Here is a 22,865-nt window from a genome sequence, read left to right on the forward strand (position 1 = left end):
GATGTTAAAACAATTAAAAAAACCTGAATTATTGGCCCCAGCAGGTACTCTTGAAAAATTGAAAACAGCCATTCATTATGGGGCTGATGCGGTATATATTGGTGGCGATGCCTATGGTTTAAGAAGTAGGGCAGGGAATTTCTCGTTTGAGGAGATGGCTGAAGGAGTGGCTTTTGCACATGAAAGAGGTGCAAAAGTATATGTTGCAGCTAATATGGTTACGCATGAAGAAGATCAAATAGGTGCAGGTGAATTTTTCAGAACTATTCGTGACATAGGTATTGATGCAATCATTGTCTCTGACCCTACGCTAATGCAAATTGCTGCACTGGATGCACCAGGATTAGAAATACATCTATCAACTCAGCAGTCTGCAGTAAACTATGAGACGCTAAATTTTTGGCAAGAGGTTGGTTTAACACGTTGTGTATTGGGACGTGAAGTATCAATGGAAGAAGTTGCGGAGATCAGAAAGAAAACAACTGTAGAAATTGAAGCTTTTATTCATGGTGCGATGTGTATTTCTTACTCTGGACGTTGTACACTTTCCAATCATATGGCCTTTCGAGATGCTAATCGAGGGGGGTGTTGCCAATCATGTCGTTGGAAATATGGCTTATTTGAGATGACAGAGTTTGGAAATAAAACGATGGTTGGGGCAGGTGAAGAGGGGATTAATGAACCTTTCTCTATGAGTGCAGTCGACTTATCTATGATTGAACATATACCTGATATTATAGAAAATGGCATTGATTCTTTAAAAATTGAAGGACGTATGAAATCAATCCACTATGTGTCGACAGTATGTAACGTTTATCGTCAAGCCATTGATAGTTACTTAGCTGACCCTGAATCTTATGAATTAAAAGATGAGTGGTTAGACGAATTATGGAAGGTAGCACAAAGAGAATTAGCGACAGGCTTTTTTTATGGAGCACCAACTGATAAGGAACAATTATTTGGACCGCGTAGACGAATGCCGAAATATTCATTTGTTGGAGAGGTAATGGCATATAACCCAGATACTCAAATTGCAACAGTTCGTCAAAGAAACAAGTTTAAAGTGGGCGATACAATTGAATTTTATGGACCAGGTATGCGTCATCATGAAGAGAAATTAGAAGCTTTGTGGAATGAGGAGGGTGTGTCTATCGAAGTTGCTCCGCATGCAATGCAAATTATAACTATGGAAGTCTCACAAGCGGTACAAATAGGTGACATGATTCGTAAATCATTATTAAGTGTACCTAGAAAAGTTAAAATATAGTAAGTGCAAAATGGGCTATGTGCGAAAGATAATGGTCAATCCATCTTGGAAGTATTTCAAAGCCAAACAACGTATGCATTTCTCTAACACAGAATGTCAAGCCATGTATCAGCACATAAAAATAGATGGTGAAACATAAGAGGCAAAGAAAAAGTCAGTCAGGAGATTAGTATCGTTTTAATGGCATGAAACCTCCATAAGCTATCACTGAAGCTCAAAAAAATAAACTAACTAATGAAAAACAAAAGATCTAGCGATTAAGAAGATGTGATTGCCTTCTATCGTTAGATCTTTTGTTCTATATCATCTTATAAAAGGGACTTATGACACAGTCCCTTTTTAATAATTATGCAGCAGGCGGAGTATCTTCAGTAGTTGATTCGTCAGAATTTTCCTCAGATGTTTCATCGCTTGAACTTTCTTCTGATTCACTTGAACTAGAAGAACTTTCTTGCTGTTGTTGCTGTTGTTGCTGTTGTTGCTGAATTGCTTGAACAATGCCAGCCCAGAACGTTTGATGGTCTGAATCAGTTGCATTAAACATAAAGTTATAACTTAATGCAGGTGCAGGATTGGATGTTTTAAATAAATCCTCATAAGTTGGTGAGGTGATTTGATAAGTTCGGTTATTAACCTGAACACTACCTGGCAATGTACCTGTGGACTGTAAAACAGTTTGAGCTTGTACAGTTTCAGGTTGCGTGAAGGTTTGATCGATACCGAACATTTCAGGTCGTAAAGCATATAAGTCATTTACGATATTTCCCCAATAAGTTTGGCTTCGAACTGCTTCACGGTCAAAACCATCATTTAAGTCAAAAACATATTCTGCGTATTGACTATCGTAGCCAATCCAAGAGCCAACTGTAATGCTTGGTGTTGACCCCATAAACCAAATATCTTTGGAATTTTCACTAATACCTGATTTTGAAATCCAGTCACCACCAAAGTTAAGTGTAGCTGCTGCTGTTTGACCAGAACCACCATTCATTGTATCTCTTAACATATCGATCATTAAGTAGTTACTGTCCTGTGAGAAAACCTCAACCGGTGCTTCATCTTGTTGGAAAACGACATTTCCAAATACATCTTCAATTCGTTCAATATAATAACCATCAACATATTGACCATTATTAGCAAAAGTAGAGAATGCTCTTGTTTGTTCAAATACTGTTGGACCTGTCAGGACACCACCTAACGAGAAAGGTAAGTTCTGTGTATCAGATTCTGTATAGGAATCAACGGTATTAAAGCCCATTTTCTCTAAATAATCAATGATTGGCACTTTACGATTTAAAAGTTGTTCGTAAATTCTAACTGTCGGAATATTATCAGACTTCATTAATGCAGTTCGAGCTGAATAGAATGTACCACTGACAACACCACCATAGTTAGTAGGTGCATATTCATTTCCGTTACTTAAAGTGTAAACGTAAGCTGTATCTGGGATGATTGTCGATGGGTTGATTAAATTCTCTTGGATAGCAGGACCATATACAGCCAGAGGCTTAATGGTTGAACCAGGTTGACGTCTCATATTAAATGCATGGTCAATTTGATTATTCTCGAAATCTGTACCTGATACAAAACCAAGTACTTTACCAGTCGCATTCTCAATTACAACAATTCCTGTTTGAACATCCTCTATGTAATAAGTTTCTGCGCCTGTTTCTGGATTAACAAATACTCCGTCGTAAGTAGCCCCTAAATTAGAATTATGGGTAATAGCTGAAACTTGTAATTGATCATAGATTTCTTTATCAATAGTTGTATATACTTTGTAACCGCCAGTTCTTAATTGTTCTTCAGCTTCAAAGTAATACTCATTGTACCAATCGACATCTTCATAAACTTTCTTCCAGTCGAAGCTATCCTCTTGAATGTTTAATAACATTAATTGTTCGATAGCTCCGCCCATCATAGCGTTATATAAATAGGATTGTCTTTGTTCATCACGAGTTTCTTGTGGCATGAAATCTTGAGTAATATCATAAGCAATGGCTGCTTCATATTCATCTTTATTTATCTTTTCTTCACGGTACATTCTATACAATACTTCTTTCATACGCTCAATACCAGGTTCGAAATCTTCAACAAAATTCCCTGTCTGATCGTAAGGTGTGTAAGTGTATGGATCTTGTGGCAAACCTACTAAGAAGGCAGCTTGTGGTAATGAAACTTCACTAGGTTCAACCCCGAAAATTCCTTCGGCAGCTTTCATAATACCTGCTACATTATCCCCATTATTGTTTCGACCGAAAGGTGAAACGTTAAGATAAGCCGTAATAATTTGATCTTTGGTGAAATAATTTTCTAAGCGTAGAGCTAATAGAATTTCATTTGCTTTCCGGAAAAAAGTGACATCAGGACTTAACAATTGTTGCTTCACTAGCTGTTGAGTCAATGTAGAACCACCAGTACCATCACTAGTCAGAATTGTTTCGATTACAGCACGGAAAATTGCCTTAGGCATGACACCCGGATGATTATAAAAATCTTCATCTTCAGTTGCAACTAAGCCATCTATGATATAATTCGAAATTTCATCAATATTCGTAATAGTTCTGACAACATCTGCTCTTACGTTTGCAATGGGTTCACCACTCGCATAATAAAGCGTACTTTGTTGTTCTAAACGATTAATAGCAGAGGCCATATCTTCCTGGCTTGGTGGTTCTGTTTTAGACACTAAGTTTGCAAAGTAACCAAATCCAGCACCAGCTGCCATTGCACCACCAAGGACACCAATAAGAACAAGATATAGTATAAGGCGCTTCACGACGTTAAACGTTATATTGATACCAAAGAATACTTTTTCTTTTTTAGAGAAAGAGTCTAGAGAATAGATTTCTTTTTTTGTTTCTTTGTTTTTACGTTTATAAACAGGAATCACTTGTGGAACTGTACTTGACTTTGTTTCATCATTTAATTTAGTTACCGCTGATTCAACATCTACAGGTTCATGAATAACAGTGAAATGAGCATTTTCATTATCAGTTGCCATTACTTGAACTTCGCTTAATTCAATTGTCTCGCCTAAATCTGGTTTAGATTGATCAATTTCTTCAATAGTTGAATTCAAATTACTGATTTCGTGATCAGAATTTAAAGAAGCATCAATGAGTGTTTCCGCGTCAGCTTCAGTACCAGTAGGATTAATATTTAAACTTAAATCTTGAATGTTTTCATCTTCTGACGGAATATCCTCTGAAATTTCTTCATCGGGTTCAATCTGAACAGTTTCAACTAAACGATCTTCTTCTTGTGTTTCAACAAGGGAATTAACTGGTATATCTTCTACTAGTTTTTCGACCTTATTAATTTCATCAAGTTGTTCACCTGAAGAACTTGATTCAAATAGAGAAGGGGAAGTATCAAGAATAATTTCGTTCAAACGATTTTCATTTTCATGAATGTTATTTGGAACGGTGTGTTCAACTGAGCTATCGTCATCCATCTGAGCATTATCTTGAATTGTGTCCTCAAAAATCGGGTCATTTATATCTTCAATAATGGTGTTATCAATATTGTCATCAACCTGAATATCATCAGTCTCTGTATGAATGTCTGCTTCAATATTAGCGTCAGAATCTAAAGTATCTGTAAAAGAAATTTTATCGTTCGCTTGATAATTTTCAATATCTGAATCAGATTGAGTAGTTTTTTTACGATTAAAATCTTTTAACCAATCCGAATAACTTTGCTTATATGATTGCTCGACTTCTTCAGAACTTGTCATTTGTTCAAGTTCTTGCACACGCAAACGACGACGTCTTTCACGTTCTCTACGTATCTCTTCGGGAGAAGGTAAGTCACTTGAATATTGACGACTACGGCGAATTCTATCAGACTGAGAGTCTGTATTAAACATAAATTGATTTTCATGAATAGAATTATGATCAGCGATTTCGTCATTAACAGATAAAGGATTGATGGATTTGCTTAACGGAACATCAGGCGCAGTCTCTAATAAATCTGTGTCGTTATTTTGAGATGAAGCACCTTTAGGTGATTCATCAAAGGATATCGGCTCACTCATTTCAGCTGTAAACGCCTTTTGAATAGGCATCTGCTCATCAAAAGAAGTCGATTTGCGATTAAATGGATTTATTTTTTGATACCACTTAGAGTTAATTTCATCATTAGACTCTTTCGAGTTTATCTGAACTTCGACATCACTTGCTCCTGATTCTGGTGTCGTTTGAGGTTGCTCTTCTTTTTCTACAAAAGTAGGGGAGAGTAATTCGTCCGACACAGGAGTAACAGTATTTGTTTCCACTTCAGTAAGCTCTGATATAAAGTCTGATTGAACTGAGCTAGGTGTTGTAAATATATTTTTTAATGCATTAACACCTGTTAAATCATCTGAAACTAAATTAGGATCAATTTCTTTAGAAGAAAGTTCAGACTTATCTTTACTCCAAGGTTGAGTACGTATGCTTTCTCTCTGATTCGTATCTAGAACATCGTTTTTCGTTGAATTTTCAAAAGAATGTGTCAGATAATCACGCTTATCAACGGGTGTTGATGAGCGATCAAGCTTAGTCGACTTAATCTTCTCAATCTGTTCAGCATCTTGATAAACGCCAGCTTTCTGATTGAATTTCTTTGTCGCATCTGATTTGTAAGGATTAGCGACAGGCGCTTCAAAATTATCAAAATCAGCAAAAAGCGAGCGAACACGTCGAATTGAGCGGTCTAACATGAGTGAAGATTTGGCTGCTTCACCTTGAATGGCTTCTTCAGAATTTTCTTCAAGATCATCCAGTTCTGTTTGACGACTAATTTTTGCTAACTCTTCTTGTTCTCGCTTAGCACGTTCAAAATTTGCTTCTTGTTCTTCTTTAAACTTATCGTAGAAACCCTCCCATTTAGAAGGACTCTCACTAATATCTTTATCTTGTTGATTGCTTGTTGCTTTTGGCGATGAATGACTATCGTCATTATTACCAACGGGCAAATCAAAAGAAACATCGTAAAAAGAATCGTCTTGCTTGTCTGGGTATTGCTTATCTTTATCATTAGAAGAATATTTTTTAGTCATTCATTCACCTCCTTTGACTTAATAATAGGGTAGATTATGCAGTTTCGATATCAGTTAATGATTCACCGATTGAGCTTAAACGTAATTCCCATTCTTCAGTTGAGAGGTTATTTTCTGCAATATAACGATTGCGTGGGTGGCGACGACATTCAGGTGAACAACCACGAACATATTTAGCTTCGTTTTCTTCAGATGCTAAAATTTGCTCATTACATTCAGGATTGCCACAGTTAACATAACGTTCACATGGAGTACCATCGAACCAATCTTTACCAACGATTGTTGGATCTTTATGGTTAATGTCTACAGCAATACGTTCGTCAAATACGTACATTTTACCATCCCATAATTCTCCTTGAATTTCAGGGTCTTTACCGTATGTTGCGATTCCGCCGTGTAATTGACCAACATCCTTGAAGCCTTCGCGAACTAACCAACCAGAGAATTTCTCACAACGAATCCCACCAGTACAGTAAACAACAACTCGTTTTTCCATGAATTTCTCTTTGTTATCAATTACCCACTGTGGTAATTCACGGAAGTTACGAATGTCAGGACGTACAGCGCCACGGAAGTGACCTAAGTCATATTCGTAGTCATTGCGTGTATCTAATACAATTGTATCATCGTCTAATAAAGCTTCTTTAAATGCTTTAGGGTCAAGATACTCACCAGTAGTTTCTAGAGGATTGATATCTTCTTCTAAATCTAAGCTAACGATTTCTTCACGGGGACGAACGAAGATTTTTTTGAAAGCCATGATATCTTCTTCATCTTCCTTAAACCATAAATCTTCAAAGCCAGGTAATGAATGAACGTAATCTTTATAAGCTTCAGTTTGTTCAACCGTACCTGAAACAGTTCCATTAATTCCTTCTTTCCCAACTAATATACGGCCTTTGATACCGATACGCTTACAGTTGGCTAAGTGTTCCTGTGAGAAAGCGACTGGATCTTCAATGTTTGTGTACTTATAGTAAAGTAATACTCTAAAAGGTTTTGACATAATAAAATTCCTCCTTGTAGTTGCATGCTACAATTATTTAAAATCTAACTCTAATATTATACTTAAAAACTCTAAAAGTCTCAATAGACGAGCTTTTTTCATCAAAATTTAAAGAACAGAACACAATTCATTAATATAATAATTTTATTACCAGGATATGACAAAAGATTGTGCTTGCATTATTGTGTTTTAGGCATTGATAGCTTATACTGTTCTTTGTTTACCAAATAAGAAAGTGGGTGTTTTATGAAAGGTATGACTAAAGGTTCGCCATTAAAAAATATTGTGCTTTTTTCAATTCCTTTAATCATCGGAAATTTTTTCCAGCTATTATATAATATGGTCGATTCCTTCATTGTAGGTCGTACACTTGGCGTTAATGCGCTTGCAGGTTTAGGCGCCTCTGGAAGTTTAATGTTTTTTATATTAGGTTTTTCGCAAGGTTTCACATCTGGTTTATCGATTCCAACTGCTCAAGCATTTGGTGCAGAAGATTATCCAAAAGTTAAACGGAGTGTTTTTATTAATTGGTTGTCTTCTATTTTGATTGGTTTAATTTTAACCTGTATCAGCACTTATTTTTTAAGAGATATCTTGCTTTTCATGAATACACCTACCGAAATTATTGACTATACCTATGATTATTTAAAAATAATCTTCGGCGGTATGTTGATGACGATTCTATATAATATGCTAAGTAATTTAATGAGAGCATTAGGCGATAGCCGTACACCGCTTTACTTCTTGGTAGTCGCGATGTTAACCAATATCGTATTAGATTATATCTTTATTGTATACTTCCATTGGGGGACGTTTGGTGCTGGCGTTGCGACAATAATTTCACAAGGCGTTTCAGTTGTATTGTTAATGTGGACAATAAGACGAAAATGGCCCCTCTTACAAATCGATTGGAAGCATCTTAAAGTCGAGAAAGAAGAGTTGGTGCATCACTGGAAAATTGGCTTGCCGATGGCTTTTCAAGCTTCAATTATTGCCATTGGATCTTTATCCGTTACCTTTGCATTGAATCAATTGGGTCCTTTAGCAGTAGCAGGATTTACAGCTTCGCAAAAAATTGACCAAGTGGTTAACTTAAGTCTTATGTCTTTTGGAGTTGCGATGGCAACATATGTTGGTCAAAACTATGGAGCACATCAGTTTGATCGAATTAAACAGGGCGTTCGTTCCGTAACATTTTTAACTTTAACTGTCGCAATTTTCGCAGGGATTTTCTTAATTTTCTTTGGAGGTAACTTAGTAACTATTTTTGCTGATGGGAATTCTCAAGCTGATATTTATGCATATGGCCAGCAATATTTCCGATTTACAGCACCATTTTACTGGTTATTGAGTTTATTGTTTATCTATCGTTACACTTTACAAGGATTAGGTGATAGTTTTATTCCAACTGTCGCCGGTATAATGGAATTGATTATGCGTGTTATCGCAGCCTTTGTGCTCAGTCAATTTATGGGATTCAATGGTATCGTATTAGCAAATCCGCTCGCTTGGCTAGGGGCACTATTGCCATTATCTTTTGCCTATCATAAACGCAAGAATAGACTGGCTGAACAAGCTCAAAAAGATATTGTTCAATTACAAGAGTCATAATAGAGTGAGTATTTAATGAAAAGACCTTTCGAGCCAATGTCAAATCGGCTTGAAAGGTCTTTTGAATTTGATAGATGAATAAGATATATGTTGATTTTAAAACCATTTTTGTGAATTTCGGCAATTAAACGATTGAAAATGTAGTGATTAAAAATAAGCTATAAGGGCCTAAGAGATAGTTCAAGCCCTTTTAGCCTTTTGAATTGTTAAAATTGATATTTTTGAAGTAATTTTTTGATAGTAGGGTTCATCAAGATTAAACCTAATAAAATCGTGTTTAATGGTAATGATACAAGGTTCTTAACGACTCTTAAAGGTAGAAACGCCATCCATGCGCGATCAAACATTATTTTAATCCATAATGAGTTAAGGCCTAAGTTAATAATGATTGTGACTAATAGCACTGCAATGAAAATTCTTTTCCTTGAGATGGTTTGACGCCACAAAACTTTGCCGTAAAAATAACCACCCAAAGCAGCACTTAAGACGAAGCCCAGAAAGAAATTTTGACCATGTAGTAGGGAAGTGATTAAGTCATTAGCGACTGAGACAATTAAAGCATACCAAGGACCAAACAATATACCACTTATGGCGGTTCCGATAAATCCAAAACCAATTTCGGCATAGGAACCAAACTTCATTGAAGGCACATAACTTAATACGATTCTTGCTGCTAACACAATTGCTAGCAAAGTTAATTGATGCGTTTGCAATTTACCAGGCTTAGTATAGCGAATCGACGGACGACTAGTGTTGTTATTCATTTTTTACTCTCCTTAGACACGAGAGCTACATTAATATGCAGCGAATGCAAAGATTAATCGCAAGTCCTTACCGAGACTTTTCGTTCGCTAGCAACATTCCATCTAGCAACACTTTACGCAAATCTTCTACTCTGTCAATTATTATTTGAATCTATTATAAAACTAATCCTAAGAATAATCTAGGTTAGCTTTATTGAATATAGATTATTTTCAGTAATTATACATGGTATCACTTGATCGTATTGATTCATAGGAATATCATTCACCATCAACTTTTCAAAATACGGCAATATTTTGACAGCAGAAGTTTTCGCTAAGAAGCGATCATAAAAACCACCACCATAACCTAAACGATGTCCCTGTGCATTACAGGTAACACACGGAACAATAATCAAGTCTATTTCTGAGGGAGCCATTTCAGGACTTGTGGCCAAAGGTTCAGGAATACCAAACGAACTTACTGTCATTTGATCACCATGATTATAATAATGAGCACGCATATCACCTTTGCCATGAATGCGTGGAAGGGCAATTTTTTTATTCTGACGAAATGCTTCAGAGATAATCTTACTCGTATCTAATTCACGATTGACACCATGGTAGATAAATATGTTGTTCGCCGCGTGGAAAGCTTCGCAATTTATAACTTTATCAACAATGCTTTTATTAGCAGCTAATAAGTATTCTGTTGATAAACTTTCTCTTCTTTTGAATATATCGTGTCGTAATGTCTTTTTATCCACTCTGATTGCCTCCTTAATTCTTTCTTTCTCTCATAATAGCCCTTTGTTATCAAAAAATCAAAAAGTCGTGCAACATCTGCAAAATATGCTACTATTAAGTTAATGAAAGTTATAATTGGGGGTGCCAACATGTTAAATAATGTTTTAATTATACCGAATCCAGGCTCAGGAAAAGGAAAAGCTGTTGAATATGCTGAAAAATTAAGTAAGCTTTTAGAGGAGACTTATCAATCTCAAACAACGGTTAAACCGACTACAGAGGTAGGGGATGCACGAAATTGGGCTGCTAATGCAATAGCAGATGGATTCGATACAGTAATATGTTTAGGTGGAGACGGAACGGTTAATGAAACAGTTGATGGACTTTTACAAAATGAAGAAGTTCCTCTCTTCGGCTTTGTACCTTTGGGAACGGTCAATGATTTGGGACGTGTGTTAGGCTATGATATGCAACCTGAAAAAGCAATTGAACAATATCGAAAAGTTAAGACTGTTCCATTAGATGTTGGTCAAATAAATGAGACGACACATTTTATTAACGTTATTGCGATTGGTGCTTTACCTGAATCTGTCATGCATACGGACTCTCAAGATAAAAACAAACTTGGCGTCTTGGCTTACGTCCGTGATGGCGTGAAAGCTTATTTCAAAAAAGATCTCTATCAGCTCGAAATTACAGATTCATCAGGTAATAAACGCGAACTTGAAACAGATTTAGTGCTAGTTGCTTTAACAAATAGTGTTGCTGGTGTTGAGAGTATGATTCCCCATGCTAGTTATGATGATGGACTCATTCATTTATTGGCACCAAAAGAAAATTTAGCAGTGACAACATTTTACACTTTATTTGAAGGGGGCATTCAACCTGAAGAGACTGACAGTATGTTTGTATTTTCTGACAATCGCATTCAAATTAAAGATTTAATAGGTAAAAAAATTGAGAGTAATGTGGATGGGGATCAAGGCCCTAATTTGCCTCTTGATATTAAAGTTTTAAAACATCGTTTACAGGTTATTGTACCGGAATAGTTGGTATAATGCGTATTGTTTCACTTGATGAATGGAAGTATGATATAATGATACATGTAGCGTATAAGCCAACAGAAAAGAGGGGAAGCGATGGCAGCGAAGCTATCTAAGGATCAACGTGCCTTAATTGAAAAAGAATTAAGACGTGGAACGAGTAAATCAAGAATTGCGACCTTATTAAACGTTGATTATGACGAAGGGTTGGAAATGATTGAGAAAGTTAAAGCCTCAATTCGACCAGACATTGGAGATAAAATTACATTTACTTTCCGCGGGATGGATATGACTGGAATAATTGTTAAATTATTAACCAATAGTGCTGTTGTTGAGATTTATTGGGATAAATCAGATAAAACTCTCCATGACATCATTGAAGAAAGAACAATTGTCAATTTCAAAGATATTATTGATTTTGTGACTTTACCACCTCAAGATGAGGATGAAGGACTTATTTTAGATTCACAACCAATTGTAAGCGATATTGACGAAGCATAGGAATAAATTAATACTGAAATAAATAATACATAATACATAATAAATAATAAATAATAAATAATAAATAATAAATAAGAAGAGTGTATCTAGTCGACAATAGTTGTTACCGGATACACTCTGTTTTTGTTTAATGACTAGGCGGTGTGAGTAGCACGAATAATTCTTCGTTGGCTAATTGATAATAGTCGAAGAGTGTTTCGTCTAAAGTAGCTGTGTCTGCTTCTTCTTCAAGTCCGTTTTGAACTAAGAAAATATCTAACCATTTTGAAGCTGAAGAAATAACTTCCTTTAAAAATGGATAATAAATCATGACATGCATCGTGAATTGTTGACTAATATCATTTACCAAATGAGGATTGTGTGTATCACAATATTGTTGAATGGCCCATAAGCCTTTTTGGTAAGTGGAATCTTCGCGATAGGGCTTTAAATCGGGTATTGAAAATGAAAAATCTTTTCCAAACCAACGATATTCAAATGTATCCTCAATTTTCTGATTAATTAAGTAATGTAATAAGTCGGATTTAATATAGTGTAAAACTTGATCACTCTTTAATAGTGTACGAACCAACATCTCAATGTCGACGTAAGGCATGTCGTAAAGAACTTTGATTCGTGATAAAAGATAAAAACTACCTTTTTCTAACAACTGATCTAAAAGTTGTTCGCTAGTTTGTTTATCAACCGCTTTACGAACAGAATTTTCAAATAAATTTTGATCGTTTAATTCATTAATGGATTTAATCAAATGTTCTGTAGCCCAACCTGATTGATGCGCAATTTCTTTAAGTTGATATAATGCTAAGAGTGCAGTTTGGCTCTCATATATTACCGGAAGCGATAAGCCGTAGAGAAAACTTAATTCCTCATCAACATAAATATCCTCTTGATTAGGATAATAACTTTCCCATAGAGTTTGGAGTTTATCTTTAATCTTAAAGGATAAATAGAGTTTGACTAATTCATTGAAGACGATAAAATTAGGTTGAAGCTGATAACTTTTTTCCAATAAATCTGCAGCTTGTAGATACTCTTTTTGTTCGATTAAATTTTGAGCTTTACGATAATAACTTTCTGCATTATTAGGCATTTCAAATACATCAGACATTTAGATGCCCCCCTTTATAAAATATACACGTAAATCTTCAAATAGTTCGCATCCAAGGCGTCACAAGAAAGACTATTTGAATCACAATTAATCATACCATAATAAAAAAAGGATGGAGATAAAATATTGCTTAAAATTTATATTGATGCGGCATTTCAGTCAAAAACTCGAACAGCGGGCCTTGCAATTATCATCAATGACGATGGCCAACAAACCCCTTACAAAATAAGAATTGAAGATGTTTACGACAACCACCAAGCTGAATTTTTTGCTTTGGATCAGGTTTTGAAACTGTTAGAAGTTAATGAACAGTTAGATGAAACTCTGTTTATACATAGTGATAGTAAAATTGTAGTGCAATCAGTCCAGAAGTCGTATGTAAAGGAAGAACATTATCGTGAAATACTGAAAAGAATTCTTATGAGTCTTGAAAAAGCACCTTTAGCCTTTGTTAAATGGATTCCCGAAAAAGAAAATCGTGGTGCTGATCAGTTAGCTAAACAAGCCTTACATCAACAAGGAAAGTTAATGAGTTGGATAGAGTAAATTGTGGTGATTTCAATGTTAGATAACACATTATAAGTAAAGTCATTTACGCTAAATCGATAGCCCCTCTAGTACAGTTACTAAATTAGTAACTGTACTAGAGGGATTTTTTATATTGTAAGGGATTAAACGTTTATATTATTTTACCAAGCTCTGTGCTTCGCCAAACTTATTGTTTTCTTAGGTGGTGGTCGCTTTCTTTATTAATAGTCAGAGCAAGCTATGCCGATTGCCTTTTATACCACTGTGAAAACAATTCTCTGAGTTACGTTGAGTATTCCAACAAAAGCAAAGCGATATAATCAAATAAAAACTACTAACCGGAATTTGATGTACTCGGACTCGTCCTAGGTTGTCTGATACTTATTGAGACGAAGAAAAATGTAATATAAAAGTTGCAATAGCTAGCCTAATACAAAAAAAAATGTTAAAGTATCAAATGTTAATGAAATTTTAATCTAAATATTATTATTCTAATTTTAAGGAGTAAAATGATGAAAATTGGTATTCAAGGAATTGCAGGCTCATATAGTGAAATGACTGCAAGGGATTATATAAATACTCTATTAACTAAGCAATTACATACAAATTGTGACTTGGAAAATGACTTCGAAGTAGTCATGTATTCAAATTTTTGCGAGACGACTCAAGCGCTAGTTGATGAAGATGTAGATTTAATCGTGGTACCGGTTGAAAACTCAACAACAGGTGCTATCACAAAATTATTGGATCAACTTCGATATAAACCAGTAATGGGAATTGCTGAAGCTTATCAACCTGTCAGCCATAATCTCTGGGGAGTCGCTGGTAGTACGATTGAAGAATTGACAACTGTATATTCTCATCCGGAGGCATTGTCTCAATGCACCAGTTTTTTTGAACAACATCCATATATTGAAGCTAAAGCGCATGATGATACCGCAAGAGCTTCATTACATGTTCAAGAATTAAAAAATCCTAAGGTGGCAGCTATTTCGAGTGCGAGAGCTGGAGAATTATACGGCTTGACGCCATTATTAAAAGATTTTCAAGATGAGAAAAGTAATATGACACGTTTTTATACTTTAGAAAAGTATCAAACGAGTAAACGTTATGAGGGAAATGTATTAGCTTTTTATATTGAAACTCGTCATGAGCCAGGAGCCTTATTAAAATTGTTACAAGTTTTTGATATTTATAATGGAAATTTACTAAGTCTAACCGCTCGTCCAATCCAGAATCAACCTTTTACGTATGGATTCTTTTTGGAAGTTACCGCAGATAAAATGATAGTAAGTAACGAAATTTTGATTCAAACACTTAAGCAAGTGGCAGAACATGTACAGTTATTGGCACAATTTGATCAGGTTAAACGACCGAATCGTACTTAGTGCATATGAACTAAAAAAGGAGTAGATTATGAAACAAATTGCGATTGTTGGTTTAGGTATTATTGGTGGATCATTTGCTAAAGCATTAGCTAATCGTTTGCCAGGGCGTTATCAGGTGTCGGCAATTGACATTAACCAAGACACTTTAGACGAAGCTAAAAAATTGGGCTTTATTGAAAAAGGAGAAACAACTAATAAAAGCATCCTACAGAATGCAGATATTGTGATTATTGCGCTTTATCCTAATTTGGTGACTGAATTTGTAGTAACTCACCAAGAAGATTTTAAAGAGGGAGCTTTAATTGTTGAAACCTCTGGCATCAAAAAAAGCATTATGCAAGAATTATTGCCACTTATTCCTGAGCAAGTAGAATTCATTTTTGGTCATCCAATGGCAGGACGTGAAAGTCAAGGCTTTGCCTTTGCTGATGATCGTGTCTTTCTGCATGCTAATTATGTCATAACGCCTTCTGATAAAAATAAGGCAGCATCCATCGAGTTTTTCAGTCAATTATTGAAAGATCTAGGCTTTGGTAGAATTACCATCTCTTCACCTAAAACTCATGATTTGATGATTGCCTATACGAGTCAATTAACCCATTTGATTGCTGCAGCTTTAATTAATAGTGATAGTACAGGGCAAAACACGGTTGAGTTTATTGGAGATAGTTTTAGAGAATTAACACGTATTGCCAAAATGAATGAAAAACTTTGGTCTGAGCTGATGTTGAATAATCGCGAACCTTTGTTGGAAGTGATTGAGTCTTTTGAGAAGCAATTAGCTAATTTAAAACAAGCTATTTTGACAAATGACAAAGAAGCACTTGAACAAGAATTTATTCATTCGACTCAGAAACGTTTAGCTTTGGAATCAGCGGATCAAGCACATGAATTTGCAAAAGAACGCGGCAAATAATTATAAAGTGAGATCATCAATATTTTATACATACAAGAAAAAGAGGTTATGACTATGCCATGGAATAATCAAACAAGTAAAAAAAACGTTGTATAGCTTTTATAGATAGAATTTATATCTATGAAGGCAATCGTTTTGTGCGCGCCCATAGATTTTCAATGCAATCTAAGTGGCCTAAATAACCTTTGAAGGAGCCAGTTAGATAGGACTAATGGCTCTTTTTTGGTTTGAGGAAATACTTAAGAATAATAACTCTGAAAGAAGGATAACAATGAGAATGAAGCATAAATTACGGTTCAGTATAAACATGGTCTTTTTAACGATTTTAATTTTAATGGGTGGCTCTGGTTTTGGGAATCATCGGGTAAATGCTCAAGAAACCGTTAAAGTTGGGGTTTCAGCACAATCAAAACCCTATAATTATTACGATGAAAATAATCAATTAACTGGGTTTGAAATTGAACTTTTGGAAGAAATAGACCAACGACTTGAAGAGTATGTATTTGAATACAGTACGACAGAATTTGCCTCACTTTTTGCGGGCTTAGATGCAGGAACATTTGATATTATTACGAATAATATTGGTGAAAAGACTGAGAGACGTGACAAATATCTTTTCTCTAAATATCCTTATTTAATTACGCATAATGTGATTATCACTAGACCGGATGAGGGGGAAGTCGTGACTTTGGCCGACTTAGCAGGCAAATCAATCGGATTAGTGGCAGGGTCTTCTCAAGCTATTTTCTTAGAACAATATAATGCTGAACACCCTGATCAACTCATTAAATTAGAATATATTGATGCCGATGCTTCTACGATTATTCGAGAAGTTGAGTCTGGTCGCTATGATGCGACCATTTATTCAACAACTTATCTAAACGATGTAAAAGATACATTTGGAATTAACTTAAGTGGACACCCCATTGAGGATGAAGATGCGATACAACCCCCTGGCACATATGCTTTATACCGTGATGATGCAAAAAGTTTAACCCTTAGAAATGCAATTGATGAAGTTTTGGCAGAAATGCGTGAAGATGGCTTTTTAGCTACATTAAGCGAGAAGTATTTCGGTCAAGATGACACAAAATTAACGACAGACATTCTTGAAAAGAATGATTTGATTGAAGCAGAAAGAGTAGCACTTAATGGAGAGAATTCGGATGAAGTAGAAAAGAACTATGTTGTCGGAACATCAGGGCAAACAAAACCCTTGAATTTCTTCAATGATAACAACGAATTGGTAGGTTTGGAAATTGACATCATTCAAGAAATTGATAGAAGATTAGATGACGTGAGTTTTAGCTTTGAATTAACAGAATTTGCATCGCTTTTCGCTGGTTTAGACGCTGGAAGTTTTGATTTGCTAGCGAACAATTTAGGGGAAAGCGGTGATCGTCGAGAACGATTTTTATTCTCGCTATACCCGTATGTTATCACGCACAATGTAATCATTACTGGGCAAGATGCTGACGATGATTTAAAGATTGAAGATTTCGCCGGTAAAAGTTTTGGTGTTGTGCCTGCATCGCCTCAATCTTTATTCTTAGAAGCATGGAATGAAACTAATCCAGAATCAGCAGTTAAAATTGAATATGTGGATTCGGATCCCTCAACCATTATTCGAGATGTATACAATGGTCGATTTGATGCGACAATTTATGCAACGACATATTTATATGATGTAGAGCAAACGTTTGGCATTCAGTTAAAAGCCCATCCAATTGAGAATGAAGACGAAATACGACCACCAGGCTCATACTTTATCTATCGTACAACGGATGTTGAACTAAGAGATATGATGGATGAAGTTCTAGCAGAAATGCGTGAAGATGGCACTTTAGCGACCATTAGTGAGAAGTATTTAGGTCAAGATGATACTCAACTAACAGAAATAATTCTCGATAAAAATAATGAGATTGAAGCCGAAAGATTAGAACAAGCAGTTAAAGAAAATGATGAAATCATTGAAGAGAATACGAACTCATCGAATGGGAAAATATTTGCACCAGAAGTCATTCCGCAAATAATACCTGCTATTCTCGATAAATTGCCAATTACGTTGTTAATGACAGTTGTTTCTGCGTTCATTGGCTTAGTACTTGGCTTTGCCATAGCTTTAGTTAAAATTCGCGAAATCCCTATTTTGTCTCAAATTTTTAGTGTCTTCGTTTCCTTTATGCGTGGAACGCCTCAATTAGTGCAACTATTCTTAGCTTTCTATGGATTTCCGCTTATTGTTCGTTGGTTAAATCAACAAATGGGTTGGGGAATCGATGTAAATGGCATTCCGGCCTTACTATACGTATTTGTGGCATTAGGGCTAAATGAAGCAGCTTATAATTCAGAAACATTCCGTGCGGCTATCCTGTCAGTCAATAAAATTGAAATCGAAGCAGCGAAGTCGATTGGATTAACAAATGGTCAAACGATGCGTCGTATTATTCTGCCTTCTGCTTTAATCGTGGCGATTCCAAACTTAGGAAACAGCTTAATTAGCTTACTAAAAGGGACATCATTAGCCTTTACTGTGACAGTTATTGATATCATGGGACAAGCGCGAATTATTGCAGGATCAAATCTACGTTTCTTTGAGGCATATATAGCAGTAGCGCTCATTTATTGGTTGATTTGTATTGTTATTGAGCAACTCATCAAGCGATTAGAAAAGCGCCTTAATGTAGATCAAAAAGAAGTAGAACATATTGAGACAATTCAAACTGAAAACAGATAAGAGAAGGGGGTAACACGATGCTGAAATTAGAAAACTGGTCAAAATCATTTAACCAAAATACTGTATTAAATAATATCAATTTAGAAGTACCAACTGGCAATGTTCTGTCGATTATTGGTTCAAGTGGATCTGGAAAGTCAACCTTATTGAGAACTGTGAATTTCTTAGAACCTGCTGATCAAGGAATCATTCAAATTGGCACAACTACCAAAGATGTAGCAGAAATTAATCAGCAAGAAATATTAGCTTTAAGAAGACAAACAGCGATGGTCTTTCAAAACTATGCCTTATTCTCTAAAAAAACTGCATTAGAGAACGTTATGGAGAACTTGTTAATGGTAAAGCGTATGACTTTATCAGAAGCTAAACCTATTGCAGAACATTATTTAGAAATAGTAGGGATGAAAGATCGCATGAATTACTATCCTAATAAACTATCTGGTGGACAACAACAAAGGGTTGGGATTGCGAGAGCACTAGCGATTGAGCCGGAAGTAATTTTGTTTGATGAGCCGACATCAGCTTTAGATCCAGAGCTTGTTGGAGGAATATTAGATTTAATTATGAAAGTTGCTCATGAAAAAACAACGATGTTATTAGTAACACATGAAATGAACTTTGCTAAACAAGTATCTGACCATGTTATCTTTTTAGATAAAGGAAATATTGCTGAGGAAGGAACACCTACACAGATTTTTGATCATCCACAAAACGAAAGAACTCGTCAATTTATTAGAGGATTCGACTCAATTCAATAACTTAAAAAAACTTTCGGGCCATTCTTTAAGAATTGTTCGAAAGTTTTTTTGTATAAGGTTTTATAAGTTTTATGTTGATTTACCAATCTTTGTATTTCGCTCAGCTGATTGTTTTCCAAGGCGGAGGTCGCTTCCAAAGCCTCACTGACGTTCGTGCTTTTCCAGCTCAATCGGCTAGGCTCTGTCTAATTCGCTTTGCTCATAGACAGAGCAAGCTACGCCGATTGCCCCTTGTACCGCTATGGAAAACAATTCGCTGAGCTACGTTAAGTATTCCAACAAAAGTAAAGCGATATAATCAAGTTATACTGCTAAACAGAATTTAAAGTCCTCGGACTCGCCCGAGGTTTTCTAATTGTAGTATATGAGGTTATAAGGTTTTTGTTGATTTGTCACGCTTTGATATGCTTCGCTCAGCTTATTGTTTTGTAAGGCGGTGGTCGCTTTTAAAGTCTCACTGACGTTCGTGCTTTTCAGCTCAATCGACTAGGAACTGTCTAACTCGCTTCGCTCATAGTCAGAGCAGCTGCGCCGATTGACCTTTAAACCGCTAACTCGCTGAACTACGCATAGTGTTCCAACAAAAGTAACGCTTTATTATCAAGCTGATGCTATTAAACGAAATATAAAGACTTCAAACTAGTCTGAGGATTCCTTATTTACTTGTTGCTTTACTTATAAATTAGGAGGAAGAAGTGTCTAGGGAGATGATTGCGAAAATAAAATCATGTTGGTGGGGAATTTAAAAATTGTGAGAGTGAGCGGAATGTTGAAGGTGCTAAGTTGCGGGTATCCAGTTTGTAGCGAACCAAGTTAAAAGGATTATCGACCAACTAACCTCGATTGTATTCGAAGTTTCATTATGGGGTGATTGAAGCTGTTAGTTTCTGCATAATCTATTTGATAGAGCAAATATGGGGAAAACAAGTATTTGGTCATTGGTGGCTCCTCGCTGATTGAACGACGTGCTTTTAAGGTGGAGAAAGTCCCATACACGAAAAACGAGGGTCAAAAGTCGCTAAAATAGCTATTTTCCTTCTTTTTTTATTTTTCTTGTTTCGGTTAGCAAATGAAGAAACGTCAAATAAATATGATTGAAAAAACGGAAAGCAGATAAAAAGTGCCCCTTATTTAAACAGGGCACTTTAATTATTTTATATAGCTTGTAGTAACTTTTGATCAAAGATAAGCCTTGATAAAGCAACGTTTTCACGCGTTAGTATTTATCTATTTACGTTTTCCCCAGTATTGGTAATAGTCTACTTTTAATGCACCATTATAAAGCTTACGTTTTTTGGTTGCACGTTCACCGTAGTACTCTTCGAAGTTTTCATCACTTGTTAGAATGTACTTACTCCAAGTAGGCATTTTGCGATAGACTTCACCCATTTGACGGTAAAGCTCATGAACTTTTTCTTCGTCCAACAAACGGTCACCGTAAGGTGGATTTGAAATTAAAATTCCGAAATCTTTAGTTGGGACATAGTCACTTAATTGCATTTGTTTAAATGTGATGCTGTCGTGAACGCCAGCTTCTAGTGCATTCGTTTTAGCAATTTCAATCATGCGGTGATCAATATCAGTGCCGTATAAATCAAGCTCAACATCGTAATCTGCAGCTTCTTCAGCTTCATTACGTACTGTTTGCCATACTTCGGGGTGTAACATGTGCCATTCTTCAGCCGCGAAAGAACGGTTGAATCCAGGGGCAATGTTATGTCCGATGAGTGCAGCTTCGATTAGAATTGTACCAGAACCACAAGTAGGGTCATAAAGAGGGCGATCTGGATGCCAAGTGGTCAGTTTAATTAATGCAGCAGCCATATTTTCTTTTAATGGAGCGCCACCTTTATCAACCCGATAACCACGTTTAAATAAACTTGAACCACTAGTATCTAATGATAAGATGACGTGGTCTTTTAAAATGGAAACTTCGATTGGATATTTGGCGCCTGTTTCTGGTAAGTTTTGACGACGGTGATAGTAATCCATTAAACGTTTTGAAATTGCTTTTTTTACAATTCGTTGACAGTTAGGCACACTGTATAAAGTTGATTTAACGGATTTGCCACTAACTGGGAATTCAGCATCTAAGGGTAGAATATCTTCCCAAGGTAGGGCGTAAGTTTGATCAAATAGAGATTCAAATGTTTTTGCTTTGAATTCACCGTAAGATATTTTGATACGGTCAGCAGTTCTTAACCATAAGTTAGTAAACGCAATATCGCGTGCATCTCCTTCGAAACGAACACGACCGTTCTCCGTTTGAGTTTGATAACCATGATCTTTTAATTCGCTTGCTACTAATGATTCGATACCAGCAGCAGCAGTTGCGATTAGAGAATATTTCTTCATATAGCTTCCTTTCATTTGGGAATAAATAGTAATGTCTTTTAAAATAGTTTGCGTTATATATCGTTAAAAGTCCAATAAAAAAGACTCTTTTTCAGAGTCTAAAAGCCTATGTAGTGAGTTTCGATAAGCCATGTTTTGTCAATTGTTAAGAATAGGCAGCTTAACAAAAGGGTAATCATCTATCTACAATTACTTGTCTCTTTCTCTGTTAAATTCCATTGAAAAAGTGCCCCTACCGAATGTTTGGGTTGCTCGCTCGAGGGGTTTACCCGTTCCACCTTAATGTTTCCATTAAGAATCGTCACTGTGGCACCTTAGGAAGTACTCCATCATAGCTTGCGCCTTAGATGTTTTCTTCGCCGTTAGCATCTCAAGGATACTACCTCAGCTTATTGTTTCGCTGAGCACGAACACTACAAGCATCTCAGCTTGTGCGAGCATGGACTTTCCTCAGCTAAATCTAGTTTAGCCGCGATTACCTGAAACTCACTAATTGATTATTTAACTTAATATTTTGTTACTTCTGAATAGTCGATTGTATTATCTGTGTTGTTGATTTTTGAACCAAAAACATGTTTTTCTAAATTTGATAAACGTTTTAGGATATCAAAGTTAGTGACGCCACTTCCAGGAGTGGTTGGTACATTTTTCTTAGCAAGGGCTAATTGTTTTGTTAACTCGTCCACTTTACTAATTAATCGTTCGTTCTCGTTTTTTAAGTAAACAACGTCTTTTTGGTAAGAGTCGTAATCGCGAATAATGTTATCTAAATACTCATCCACCTCAGCGGTATTATAACCACGCATTGTTTTAGTGAATTCTTTTTGTAAAATATCTTTTGCTGTTAGGTTTTTTTCAGCCATTTTGGTCACCTCATAAATTTTATTCTATGTTATGAAAAATATTCATCATCTATATAATCAATTTGTTTCTATTATGCCCTGATGGCAACTATTACAGTGTACTACCATTCTCAACAAATATCAAAAGAAATTATGATAATTAAGAGCTTTTTAACAATTTACTTTGTATATTTCATTATGACACGCTAGGAAATATTTTTAAAGCGAATGGATGTTCTAAATATAGTGTACTATATTTTGTTAGAGAATCTGA

The 22,865-nt window shown here is 35.7% G+C and carries 16 protein-coding genes, 1 other RNA gene and 1 riboswitch; of the genes, 9 read left to right on the plus strand and 8 right to left on the minus strand.

From position 1 onward, the window contains the following. Position 1: 1 nt before the first annotated feature. The gene (locus tag GF867_RS02365; RefSeq protein ID WP_253940704.1) at positions 2 to 1,267 is read left to right on the plus strand and encodes a peptidase U32 family protein; all 1,266 of its coding nucleotides are present in this window, start codon (positions 2 to 4) and stop codon (positions 1,265 to 1,267) included. Positions 1,268 to 1,613: 346 nt separating this feature from the next. Here the strand turns inward: GF867_RS02365 and GF867_RS02370 are convergent, their stop codons facing one another. Next, positions 1,614 to 6,311 (minus strand): transglycosylase domain-containing protein, encoded by a 4,698-nt coding sequence (locus GF867_RS02370; protein WP_253940705.1) that lies wholly within the window; start codon positions 6,309 to 6,311, stop codon positions 1,614 to 1,616. 34 nt (positions 6,312 to 6,345) lie between these two features. After that, positions 6,346 to 7,317 carry an oxygen-dependent tRNA uridine(34) hydroxylase TrhO gene (gene trhO, locus GF867_RS02375; protein ID WP_153831521.1) on the minus strand — a complete coding sequence of 324 codons (972 nt, stop codon included), beginning with the start codon at positions 7,315 to 7,317 and terminating at the stop codon, positions 6,346 to 6,348. A gap of 246 nt (positions 7,318 to 7,563) precedes the next feature. Between trhO and GF867_RS02380 the strand changes: the two genes are divergently transcribed. Continuing rightward, positions 7,564 to 8,928, plus strand: a complete 1,365-nt coding sequence (locus GF867_RS02380; RefSeq protein WP_153831522.1) for an MATE family efflux transporter — start codon at positions 7,564 to 7,566, stop codon at positions 8,926 to 8,928. Between the two features lie 206 nt (positions 8,929 to 9,134). On the opposite strand, the gene GF867_RS02385 is transcribed toward GF867_RS02380, so the two are convergent. Continuing rightward, complete coding sequence (locus tag GF867_RS02385) at positions 9,135 to 9,692, minus strand: folate family ECF transporter S component (protein WP_153831523.1); 558 nt, start codon at positions 9,690 to 9,692, stop codon at positions 9,135 to 9,137. A gap of 36 nt (positions 9,693 to 9,728) precedes the next feature. After that, a riboswitch (THF riboswitch) is annotated at positions 9,729 to 9,828 on the minus strand. 43 nt (positions 9,829 to 9,871) lie between these two features. Beyond that, a complete protein-coding gene (locus tag GF867_RS02390; protein WP_153831524.1) occupies positions 9,872 to 10,435 on the minus strand; it encodes a 5-formyltetrahydrofolate cyclo-ligase in 564 nt (187 codons plus the stop codon). Positions 10,436 to 10,564: 129 nt separating this feature from the next. Between GF867_RS02390 and GF867_RS02395 the strand changes: the two genes are divergently transcribed. Beyond that, a complete protein-coding gene (locus GF867_RS02395) occupies positions 10,565 to 11,464 on the plus strand; it encodes a diacylglycerol/lipid kinase family protein (protein ID WP_172973933.1) in 900 nt (299 codons plus the stop codon). 90 nt (positions 11,465 to 11,554) lie between these two features. Further along, on the plus strand, positions 11,555 to 11,959 hold the full coding sequence (locus GF867_RS02400) for a DUF2187 family protein (protein ID WP_153831526.1): 405 nt from the start codon (positions 11,555 to 11,557) through the stop codon (positions 11,957 to 11,959). Positions 11,960 to 12,086: 127 nt separating this feature from the next. Here GF867_RS02400 and GF867_RS02405 read toward each other — a convergent pair whose 3' ends face one another. Next, positions 12,087 to 13,067: a hypothetical protein gene (locus GF867_RS02405; protein WP_153831527.1), complete on the minus strand. Its 981-nt coding sequence runs from the start codon at positions 13,065 to 13,067 to the stop codon at positions 12,087 to 12,089. A gap of 126 nt (positions 13,068 to 13,193) precedes the next feature. On the opposite strand from GF867_RS02405, the gene GF867_RS02410 reads away from it, so the two are divergent. The 5 genes from GF867_RS02410 to GF867_RS02430 all read left to right on the plus strand — a co-directional run bounded on the left by GF867_RS02410 (position 13,194) and on the right by GF867_RS02430 (position 19,394). After that, complete coding sequence (locus tag GF867_RS02410; protein ID WP_153831528.1) at positions 13,194 to 13,613, plus strand: ribonuclease HI family protein; 420 nt, start codon at positions 13,194 to 13,196, stop codon at positions 13,611 to 13,613. Positions 13,614 to 14,107: 494 nt separating this feature from the next. Beyond that, complete coding sequence (locus tag GF867_RS02415) at positions 14,108 to 14,983, plus strand: prephenate dehydratase (RefSeq protein WP_172973934.1); 876 nt, start codon at positions 14,108 to 14,110, stop codon at positions 14,981 to 14,983. 28 nt (positions 14,984 to 15,011) lie between these two features. Further along, positions 15,012 to 15,899 carry a prephenate dehydrogenase gene (locus GF867_RS02420; protein WP_153831530.1) on the plus strand — a complete coding sequence of 296 codons (888 nt, stop codon included), beginning with the start codon at positions 15,012 to 15,014 and terminating at the stop codon, positions 15,897 to 15,899. Positions 15,900 to 16,170: 271 nt separating this feature from the next. Beyond that, on the plus strand, positions 16,171 to 18,636 hold the full coding sequence (locus GF867_RS02425) for an ABC transporter substrate-binding protein/permease (RefSeq protein ID WP_253940706.1): 2,466 nt from the start codon (positions 16,171 to 16,173) through the stop codon (positions 18,634 to 18,636). Between the two features lie 17 nt (positions 18,637 to 18,653). Continuing rightward, on the plus strand, positions 18,654 to 19,394 hold the full coding sequence (locus tag GF867_RS02430; protein WP_153831532.1) for an amino acid ABC transporter ATP-binding protein: 741 nt from the start codon (positions 18,654 to 18,656) through the stop codon (positions 19,392 to 19,394). Between the two features lie 1,227 nt (positions 19,395 to 20,621). Here GF867_RS02430 and GF867_RS02435 read toward each other — a convergent pair. The 3 genes from GF867_RS02435 to gpsB all read right to left on the minus strand — a co-directional run bounded on the left by GF867_RS02435 (position 20,622) and on the right by gpsB (position 22,612). Next, a complete protein-coding gene (locus GF867_RS02435; RefSeq protein ID WP_153831533.1) occupies positions 20,622 to 21,749 on the minus strand; it encodes a THUMP domain-containing class I SAM-dependent RNA methyltransferase in 1,128 nt (375 codons plus the stop codon). A gap of 119 nt (positions 21,750 to 21,868) precedes the next feature. Continuing rightward, an RNA gene (rnpB, locus tag GF867_RS02440) (RNase P RNA component class B) lies at positions 21,869 to 22,236 on the minus strand. Positions 22,237 to 22,255: 19 nt separating this feature from the next. Further along, positions 22,256 to 22,612, minus strand: a complete 357-nt coding sequence (gene gpsB / locus GF867_RS02445) for a cell division regulator GpsB (protein ID WP_153831534.1) — start codon at positions 22,610 to 22,612, stop codon at positions 22,256 to 22,258. Positions 22,613 to 22,865 lie beyond the last annotated feature (253 nt).

It is taken from the genome of Fundicoccus ignavus, assembly GCF_009659375.1.
Taxonomy (GTDB): Bacteria; Bacillota; Bacilli; order Lactobacillales; family Aerococcaceae; genus Fundicoccus; species Fundicoccus ignavus.

Excerpts from the sequence above, each read along its gene's own strand:
- trhO (WP_153831521.1), bottom strand. The coding sequence starts at position 7,317 with ATGTCAAAACCTTTTAGAGTATTACTTTACTATAAGTACACAAACATT.
- GF867_RS02395 (WP_172973933.1), top strand. The coding sequence starts at position 10,565 with ATGTTAAATAATGTTTTAATTATACCGAATCCAGGCTCAGGAAAAGGA.
- GF867_RS02435 (WP_153831533.1), bottom strand. The coding sequence starts at position 21,749 with ATGAAGAAATATTCTCTAATCGCAACTGCTGCTGCTGGTATCGAATCA.
- gpsB (WP_153831534.1), bottom strand. The coding sequence starts at position 22,612 with ATGGCTGAAAAAAACCTAACAGCAAAAGATATTTTACAAAAAGAATTC.
- GF867_RS02405 (WP_153831527.1), bottom strand. The coding sequence starts at position 13,067 with ATGTCTGATGTATTTGAAATGCCTAATAATGCAGAAAGTTATTATCGT.
- GF867_RS02425 (WP_253940706.1), top strand. The coding sequence starts at position 16,171 with ATGAGAATGAAGCATAAATTACGGTTCAGTATAAACATGGTCTTTTTA.
- GF867_RS02415 (WP_172973934.1), top strand. The coding sequence starts at position 14,108 with ATGAAAATTGGTATTCAAGGAATTGCAGGCTCATATAGTGAAATGACT.
- GF867_RS02380 (WP_153831522.1), top strand. The coding sequence starts at position 7,564 with ATGAAAGGTATGACTAAAGGTTCGCCATTAAAAAATATTGTGCTTTTT.
- GF867_RS02385 (WP_153831523.1), bottom strand. The coding sequence starts at position 9,692 with ATGAATAACAACACTAGTCGTCCGTCGATTCGCTATACTAAGCCTGGT.
- GF867_RS02420 (WP_153831530.1), top strand. The coding sequence starts at position 15,012 with ATGAAACAAATTGCGATTGTTGGTTTAGGTATTATTGGTGGATCATTT.
- GF867_RS02430 (WP_153831532.1), top strand. The coding sequence starts at position 18,654 with ATGCTGAAATTAGAAAACTGGTCAAAATCATTTAACCAAAATACTGTA.
- GF867_RS02400 (WP_153831526.1), top strand. The coding sequence starts at position 11,555 with ATGGCAGCGAAGCTATCTAAGGATCAACGTGCCTTAATTGAAAAAGAA.
- GF867_RS02370 (WP_253940705.1), bottom strand. The coding sequence starts at position 6,311 with ATGACTAAAAAATATTCTTCTAATGATAAAGATAAGCAATACCCAGAC.
- GF867_RS02365 (WP_253940704.1), top strand. The coding sequence starts at position 2 with ATGTTAAAACAATTAAAAAAACCTGAATTATTGGCCCCAGCAGGTACT.